At 41.7% G+C, this 7,920-nt stretch carries 12 protein-coding genes and 1 pseudogene; 7 read left to right on the top strand and 6 right to left on the bottom strand.

The features are described 5' to 3' along the window. Positions 1-112: 112 nt before the first annotated feature. Positions 113-540: pseudogene (locus ABWP14_RS10635) on the top strand (BLUF domain-containing protein). Between the two features lie 144 nt (positions 541-684). On the opposite strand, the gene ABWP14_RS10630 reads toward ABWP14_RS10635, so the two are convergent. The 6 genes from ABWP14_RS10630 to ABWP14_RS10605 form a co-directional block, all read right to left on the bottom strand. Beyond that, positions 685-1,179, bottom strand: coding sequence for an isoprenylcysteine carboxyl methyltransferase family protein (locus ABWP14_RS10630; protein WP_353202954.1), 495 nt, complete (start codon positions 1,177-1,179; stop codon positions 685-687). 10 nt (positions 1,180-1,189) lie between these two features. Next, entirely contained in the window at positions 1,190-2,164 is a 975-nt protein-coding gene (locus ABWP14_RS10625; RefSeq protein WP_353202953.1) for a type III polyketide synthase, read from the bottom strand. Between the two features lie 93 nt (positions 2,165-2,257). After that, the gene (locus ABWP14_RS10620) at positions 2,258-2,968 is read right to left on the bottom strand and encodes a class I SAM-dependent methyltransferase (protein ID WP_353202952.1); all 711 of its coding nucleotides are present in this window, start codon (positions 2,966-2,968) and stop codon (positions 2,258-2,260) included. A 5-nt stretch (positions 2,969-2,973) separates the two neighbouring features. Continuing rightward, on the bottom strand, positions 2,974-3,135 hold the full coding sequence (locus ABWP14_RS10615; protein ID WP_353202951.1) for a hypothetical protein: 162 nt from the start codon (positions 3,133-3,135) through the stop codon (positions 2,974-2,976). Between the two features lie 58 nt (positions 3,136-3,193). Continuing rightward, positions 3,194-3,517 carry a hypothetical protein gene (locus ABWP14_RS10610; protein WP_353202950.1) on the bottom strand — a complete coding sequence of 108 codons (324 nt, stop codon included), beginning with the start codon at positions 3,515-3,517 and terminating at the stop codon, positions 3,194-3,196. 20 nt (positions 3,518-3,537) lie between these two features. Further along, positions 3,538-3,723 carry a hypothetical protein gene (locus ABWP14_RS10605; protein WP_353202949.1) on the bottom strand — a complete coding sequence of 62 codons (186 nt, stop codon included), beginning with the start codon at positions 3,721-3,723 and terminating at the stop codon, positions 3,538-3,540. Positions 3,724-4,075: 352 nt separating this feature from the next. On the opposite strand from ABWP14_RS10605, the gene ABWP14_RS10600 reads away from it, so the two are divergent. The 6 genes from ABWP14_RS10600 (at position 4,076) to ABWP14_RS10575 (ending at position 7,850) form a co-directional block, all read left to right on the top strand. Further along, on the top strand, positions 4,076-4,636 hold the full coding sequence (locus ABWP14_RS10600) for an Rrf2 family transcriptional regulator (protein ID WP_353202948.1): 561 nt from the start codon (positions 4,076-4,078) through the stop codon (positions 4,634-4,636). 45 nt (positions 4,637-4,681) lie between these two features. Beyond that, positions 4,682-5,236 (top strand): demethoxyubiquinone hydroxylase family protein, encoded by a 555-nt coding sequence (locus ABWP14_RS10595; protein ID WP_353202947.1) that lies wholly within the window; start codon positions 4,682-4,684, stop codon positions 5,234-5,236. A gap of 40 nt (positions 5,237-5,276) precedes the next feature. Then, on the top strand, positions 5,277-5,897 hold the full coding sequence (locus ABWP14_RS10590; protein WP_353202946.1) for a DsbA family oxidoreductase: 621 nt from the start codon (positions 5,277-5,279) through the stop codon (positions 5,895-5,897). A gap of 21 nt (positions 5,898-5,918) precedes the next feature. Continuing rightward, complete coding sequence (locus ABWP14_RS10585; protein ID WP_353202945.1) at positions 5,919-6,107, top strand: hypothetical protein; 189 nt, start codon at positions 5,919-5,921, stop codon at positions 6,105-6,107. A 46-nt stretch (positions 6,108-6,153) separates the two neighbouring features. Next, entirely contained in the window at positions 6,154-6,534 is a 381-nt protein-coding gene (locus ABWP14_RS10580; protein ID WP_353202944.1) for a VOC family protein, read from the top strand. Between the two features lie 62 nt (positions 6,535-6,596). After that, positions 6,597-7,850 carry a DASH family cryptochrome gene (locus tag ABWP14_RS10575; protein ID WP_353202943.1) on the top strand — a complete coding sequence of 418 codons (1,254 nt, stop codon included), beginning with the start codon at positions 6,597-6,599 and terminating at the stop codon, positions 7,848-7,850. The last annotated feature ends 70 nt before the right edge of the window (positions 7,851-7,920 follow it).

Here is a 7,920-nt window from a genome sequence, read left to right as displayed (position 1 = left end):
ACTCATGCCTAAGTAATTAGTTTAAGGGCTGATTGCTGATGTGATCAGCCTTTAAACATAACATCTACATTGCTCTCAAACTAGTGATGACATTACTTTAAAGGTTTGTGAAATGACATCCTTTGCGGATTCAATAAGAGCTCTTGATCAACAACTCATTCAGTTGGTATATCGAAGCCGATCGCTGATAAAAGGTATTGAAAACGACAAACTAATGGCCACATGTCTGCGCAATAATCCAACTCGAGGCATTACGGGGGTTTTAATTTCTCATTCAGGCTGGTTTCTCAGGTACTGGAGGGTTCAGCGGTCAATGTCAATTCACTATTTAAAGTCATTGAAAGTGACCCCCGACACTCCGATTTCCTTCTTTTAAGATTTAATGCTATTGAGACTCGAGACTTCAGTGACTGGTCAATGGCTTCCATAGAGGTCGATGAATATCGTTTTATGAACTTAGCAAATCAAGCTTTGCATTCTGAGGACATTGCTATGTCTGACGTCAGAGATTTCCTGTGCTACGGAAAATGGAGAGATTGAGTTTGCCGATTCAATAGAAAGTAAAAGCCACCCTGGGGTTTTTTAGTCTAGTGTCGGTTTAACTGATACTTCATCTAGCTAGGCTCAAACCATAGCCTAAACTACTTATTTAACCCATTTTTTCAAACTTGTTTTCTCTTTTTGTTAGGGTTCGGCCTCATCCAATGCTTTCTCTTCAGCACGAATACGAACCCACAATACTGTAGCATTGAGCATTGTGAATACCAATGCAATCCAAGGGAGTCCGAGGGCCATTGGAAGAGCAATGATTTCGGCTGCCACAATTACGTAATTTGGGTGAGCAAGGAAACGATATGGGCCGCGTAGCACACGCACCTCACCAGGTACAACAATAATGCGGGTCGTCCAGCGCTCACCGAGCGTTGCGATGACCCAAACACGTAAAAATTGCAGCAAAATAAAGAGTGCAAGCCACCAGAAGGAGATGTGTGCACTTCCAACATCAATCCAAAGTAAGAGCAGCCAAGCGATATGCATGATAACGAGAAAGACATAATGCTTCGGTGATTTCTCAAGTCCCCCGCGTGCAAGCAAGCGTTTAGTATTTCGCCTTGCCAGAATTAACTCAGCTATACGTTGTATTGTTACCAGGATCAAAATGAAGATAGCGAGCGTCAAGATAATTTTCTCAATTTTGAACTGTTACTGAAATAGCGGCGGCTGTGAAGCCAGGGCCAAGGGCTGACATGAGATAGATACCGGGATTGGCGTTTTCAAGTAGACGTTTTAAAACAAATAGCACAGTAGGGGCTGACATATTGCCATGATCCCTAAGAACGCTTCGCTCTATATCGAGAGATCCCGGTTTCATCTCGAGTGCCGACTCCAGTGCCTCGAGTACTTTTGTGCCGCCTGGATGAAATCCAAAGCGCTCGATTCCATCGCGGGTAAGGTTTAAGCGTTTCAGAAAATCAGCCATGACGGGGGCAATTTGCCTCCGAATAAACGGCGGAATATCACGATCAAAGATAACCTCTAATCCGCTGTCATTGACGTCCCAGCCCATAATTTGTAATGTCGATGGCCACGTATGCTGTACGCCAGTACCCACACTATTTCGATCATTTGCACGCGCCGTGGAGAGCACCACAGCAGCAGCACCATCTCCAAAGAGGGCTGAAGCCACTATGTTGGCTTTTGTTAAGGTATCTTGATGAAACCACAGTGAACATAACTCGACTACAACTAGCAAAACAACAGAGCCTGGCCTGGCTCGTGCTAATTGAACTCCAAGCGACAATCCACTAATGCCACCAGCACATCCCAAGCCAAACACGGGTACACGCAAAATATCTGGTCGAAAGCCAAGATCTATTAAGGCCCTGGCTTCTAAGGTGGGCGTAGCTATACCGCTGGAGCTGATGGTAACAATGGTATCTACATCAGCTGCACTGATTTTTGCTGCAGCTAGTGCTATTCGAGTAGCTTCAACAAATAATTGATTTGCAATATTCAGATAGACAGCGTTACGCTCTTTTAATCCCCGTGGCTCAAGATACCAATCAAGCGGCATTGCAATAGCTCTGCTTTCGATTCCAGCATTTTCGAACACAGGTACTAAGTGATCAAACTCAGAAAAGCGCCCTTGAAATTGATCACGCATCGCGGCAAACGCATCAGCTTGAGAGAGGCGATGTTTAGGTAAGGCCGTTCCAAGACCAGTAAGAGCAATATTCGTCAGCTTATTATCCCAGGGCTATTCTCGTTTACGAAACATCACAACATGTTGCCATGGCAGTGTGCTCACAGTCCGCTCCCATTCCAAGGCAAAAACACCTGCTTCCCGCTTAATTTGCGCCTCACTCATTTTATGTAGAGTCTTGATTGGTACGCGCGCATCTTCTGCTTTATATTCCACAAAGACGATGCGACCTTTGGGTTTGAGGGCCTGCATGATGCTTGTCATCACTTCATAAGGGTAGGCCAGCTCGTGGTACACATCGACCATAATGGCCATATCGATTGAGTTCTTAGGTAATTTAATGTCGTCGGCTGTACCCAGCTTTACTTCGATCTGCGTAAACCCTGAACGTTTCACGCCAGTCTGAAGAATATTCACCATTTCAGGCTGTAAATCCAGTGCAATGATTTTTCCGCCTGGCATCACCAGCGGAGCCATGCGACGGGATAGGTAGCCGGTCCCAGCGCCAATGTCAGCAACAACCATGCCTGGTTGTAAAGCTAATGCATCTACTAATAAATCTGTACGTTCTTCGCGCTCCCGCGTACCCCGTTCAAGCCATGTAGCACCTTGCCAGCCCATGATCCCTGAAATTTCACGGTCCATATAGCGCTTACCGATGCCATCAACGCTGGCTGGTATTGAGACGTAGCCTGGCGGGGTAGTCTGCTGTGCCAATGTGAGATTAGCAGCAAGCAACAATATCAATAAGCTAACAATCCTCATCATGTTCATTTATCTTCTTGCCTGTCCTGCTCTCTATTTTGCGCTTGCTTCTTTTGGTCTTTATCTGGTTCCTTTTTAAGGTCACGCAATTGCCACCATGCAAAAAGTAGAACCCCTCCAAAGACCAGCACTACTTCAATCAAAATAACAGGACCAAAGTTATCCATCAACTTGACTATGGCGTTGATTTAAACAATGCTGATTGAGTATTGAAATATAGCAAAACTATGTAGTCATTTTAGGATCTGTAATACAAGCCTTCAATGCTTTTAACTCTATAGCCTTGAGCCATTCAGGCTTTGCTTTTGGATTCATGACTAATTCATTGACCTGTCGATTTGAGGCATTTTTAGAAATGAAGTCGGCTTGGCAACTGCAATAAGCAGTAAAGTCTTCCTCAGTCAGAGCTTTGCCTTTAATGCCTTTATGCTCAGTTACCTGTTCGCGAGCACAATGTTTTTGATAGTCTTTAGAAATTGCCTGGGCAAACGATTGGTTAGCCATAAGCAACAAAAATACTAACGACAGACCAGAACGAAATATTGACATATTAACTTTCCCTTTTAAATCTAATTGCTAGATATTCTTCCATCAATATCTAGATCTGACTCATCTACCTCTAAGTAATCTTCTTCAATGACAGATGCCCCTTCTAACTGCTCAATGTATTCTCGAATAGCATAAAAGGGAGGTATTTGAGCCTGGTTATCATCTTGATGATCCCAAACTTTATAGCGATAGACAGTTAATTTCATGTGACGTTTAGTTAAACGAAACTCATGACCCCAGAAGATGGTTCAAATGACGTTTGGCGTAAGCTTTACGAGTATCAATTAAAACTACTATCAAGTTATCAAGAAATTGTTTAAACCGAATCATTTAAGGCTCCTTAAAGAAGAGATATTAGGGTTAGTACCTAGTTAGTATGCTCTTTATTTATCTATGGTGCAGAGCCGCAAAAACCCTCTTATTAGTAGTTTTATACGTGAAAACCCTAATGGATGCAAAATAAATTTGTCTCCTGGCCCTTATAGGCCCTTAAGTCGCCTTCGGGCGGCTTCTTTTTAAGCTGTCTTTGCTGCACTGCCAACATAAAAGGGAATTGTCATGCTGAAGTACATCAATAAGTCACTTGAACAAACGATCAATATCTTGATTGATATTACTGCTTATTCAAGGTTCGGTGTACCTGTAAGGGCAATTGATATCGCAAAGCGTCAGCATCTTTCCTTAAGTCGTACAGAGATCTTGCTCTCAGCACTTAAATCAGCCTACTTAATCAGAGCCGCTAAAGGTCGCAGAGGGGGATACTTTTTATCAAAAGATCCAGATTGCATGACAATTAAAGATGTATTTTTGGCAGTCAATCACACTAGATCTAAAAAAATCTCGATGAATGATCTCACTCATGAATTGATTGACTCTTTTGAGAGCTATCTGCGTGATTGCCTGTCTACGATTGCTGCAATATCGTCGGTACAGAATGTCAAAACTAGGCCGCTTTATATTCAAAACTTACCAGCATGGGACGCACAGAAATATCTCATAAAAGAAATTCCAGAAAAGAAAAATTGGGATACGCAAAGTGTTTTAATTACCAAGGCAGAGATGCAAAAAGCAGAAAAACTAGGACCTAACTCAATCTTTGACTTGAGGAACTATTGTTGAAAATTGACAAAATGATATTTATTCAAAAAGCTAGACGGTTTTACGATGAGTAATGCTATCGACCTTAGTCAACCCGCGTATGAAGCTTACTTAGAGCGTGAGCTGCGCTCAGACCATGCTGGCGAAACAGGCGCTGTCTATATCTATAAAGGAATTATTGCGGTTGCAAAATACCGTAAAGATACCGAGCTTATTCATTTTGCCAAGCATCATGGTGATACTGAGACCGAGCATTTACAGTTAATAGAACTCGTATTAGAGAAAAAATACCGAAGTCATTTGCTTGGGCCATGGCGCTTAGCAGGATGGTTGACTGGGGCGCTACCTGCATTATTCGGTAGAAGAGCAGTTTATGCAACGATTGCTTCTGTTGAGACATTTGTAGAGCAGCACTATCAACAACAGATTGACTACCTGCAAAAAAATGGTGGTCATGATGAATTATTGAAGCTATTAATACGTTGCCAAGCCGATGAAATTGATCACAAAAACGAAGCAAGATTAAAAGCCTCAGCCTCTATTCCTTTGGTTTTAAGGATCTGGTGCTCTATAGTGGGCAAAGGATCGGCAGCCGCGGTTGTATTGGCTAGGCGTTTTTAATCAATATAGATGTGGTTGAGAAACTAAAGGAAAAATTAAAATGATGCAGATTCAAATATGGGCCGACTTTGAATGCCCTTACTGCTATTTTCAAACTATAGTTCTTAGTCAATTAAAAGCAAGGTACCAAGATAGGGTTGAAATCATCTGGAGAGCTTTTGAACTTAGTCCAATCAATGGGAGTATTCCACCATCTAAGTCTTATATTGATAATTTTGATGAGGCTAAAGAAGAGTCAATCGTTCAGCAAGAGCACCTTAATCTTTTAATGCCAAAGTTTTTAACCTATACATGGCTTGCGCAAGAGAGCGTTTATTTCGCTAACTCTCAGGGACTATCGTTAAAGTTAGCAAGAGCACTATTTGATGCATTCTTTTTGCAGGGTCTTGATATCAGTAAAGAAGAGATAGTTATGAAGATTGCTACCCAAAGCGGAATTGATAGCCAACTATTGAGACAAGCCCTTGATAATGGTGAATTGACTAAACATGTCATGGCTGATGAGCAGGAATTTAAGACTTATGGCTTCCAAGGCTTACCAGCAATGTTGATTGGTGAGAAAGATTTTTCCCCAAAAAGTTTTATGCCAATCACTGGATATAAAACCTTGGATGAATTAATTAAGCTTCTCCCAAACGAGCAACGCGTTCTAAATAATTGATGAAAACCTCAGCTTTTTTATATGCCTCGTCGTAACTCACCAAATCAAATTCAAGGCCTAGATGATCTGAGCCAGCTGAGTGATATTATTTCTGATAAGCGCAGAGGGCAGCGCTCCCTTGCAAAGAAGTCTCGGCGTAATCGCCATTATGAAAAGCAATTTATTAGTAATACGGTAATGCGTACGTCCCCCAATGAACTGTTAAAGTAGATTGGCCGTATCGTTTCATTAATAAGCTCTATCAATAGGAAGAATAATGTTTAGTCACATCATGCTGGGCGCAAATGATTTAGAAGTTTCAAGGAGTTTCTATGACGCTGCTCTAGGAGCTTTGGGTATTAAAGCTGGGAGTTTTAGCCATGATAAATATTTTTATCGCGGCCCTGGTGGAGTCTTCGCAATTACAAAACCAATTGATGGTAATGAAGCTACCTATGCAAATGGCGGCACAATCGGCTTTAGCGCTAAAACCATGGCTGATGTAGATGCATTCCACGCTATTGGTGTTGCTCATGGCGGAACTTCCTGTGAGGGTGATCCTGGCTATCGAGAGGGCGTCGCTGGCACTATCTATATTGCTTGGCTTAGAGATCCTGCTGGTAACAAAATCTGCGCAATGCATAGACCACCTAAATGAGCTTGAATAAGTCAGATACTAGCGATTTATGAATCAAAGAGCCACCATTAAGAATTAAATAAATGACTGTTGCAATCTACTATTTTAGAAATGATCTCCGTTTAGAGGATAACCCCGCATTTATATTGGCCTGTAAGAATGCAGATTTTCTACTCCCTATTTATGTTCATGAACAGAAATTAGAGGAAGAGACTCGCTGGGGATTTTCACGGTTAGGACAGCATCGTAAAGCGTTTTTACAAGATTCTTTGGAAGATTTAAGAACGCAACTAAGATATTTAGGATCTGATTTATTTGAGCTAGCAGGTGATTTCAAAGAGGTATTTTCAGCTCTACGTACTCAACTTGGCATAAACCTGATTTACTGTGAGCAAATCGTAGCACCCGAAGAATTAGAGCAAGTTAGAGTGTTAAAGACTATTGGGTTTGAAGTGATTAGCTCATGGCAATCAAGTATGCTTAATCCCCATTCTTTGCTGTTTAAATTAGAGGACATGCCTGATGTCTTTACGCAATTTCGCCAGCAAGTTGAAAAGCAGAAATTGAGATTTGCTAACCCTGTTGAAGCCCACGTTAGCATTCCCCCCTTACTAGCTGGTAGTAAAGCTTTGTCCCAGAAAACATATGTCGATATGTTATCTAGTAAGAAGTCATTTCTGGGTGGAGAAAGTAAAGCGCTTCTGCACATTGAGCAGTATTTTGACAGGCGCCTACCAGATACTTATAAGCAAACCCGCAATCAGCTCATTGGCTTGGATTACTCCAGTAAGTTCTCTCCATGGCTCGCATCGGGTTGTTGCTCAGCTAGATCCATTGCCAAAAAACTAACAGAGTATGAACTTGAGTATGGCGCAAATGATGGCACTTATTGGCTATGGTTTGAGTTACTTTGGCGAGACTATTTTCGATTCCTACACTTTAAGTATGACAATAAACTCTACCGATCAACAGGTCTGAGCACTGAACCTAACAATCCATTTATTGAAATAATATTTAAGCAATGGTCATCTGGTAGTACTGGAGAGTCATTAATAGATGCAGGCATGCGCGAGTTACAGGGAACCGGCTACCTTTCAAATCGCATGCGTCAGATAGTTGCGAGTTATTGGATTTATAACATGAAGGGTGATTGGCAAGCTGGTGCTGCTTGGTTTGAATCACAACTGATTGACTATGATGTTTATAGCAATCAGGGTAATTGGCTTTATATCGCTGGCAAAGGAACCGATCCTAGAGGGGGTAGACCAATGAATCTAGCCAAGCAAACCCAAGATCATGACCCTGATGGGATATATCGAAAAATCTGGCTAAGCTAGTCTTTATGAATGACTAATAAGTTTAATTTTAGTAAAGATATGACCAGATCTACAAACGACTCATTTCTTT

It is taken from the genome of Polynucleobacter sp. (assembly GCF_040400325.1).
Taxonomy (GTDB): domain Bacteria; phylum Pseudomonadota; class Gammaproteobacteria; order Burkholderiales; family Burkholderiaceae; genus Polynucleobacter.
Note: the sequence above shows the minus strand (reverse complement) of the source record. Positions and strands in the feature narration are given on the sequence as shown.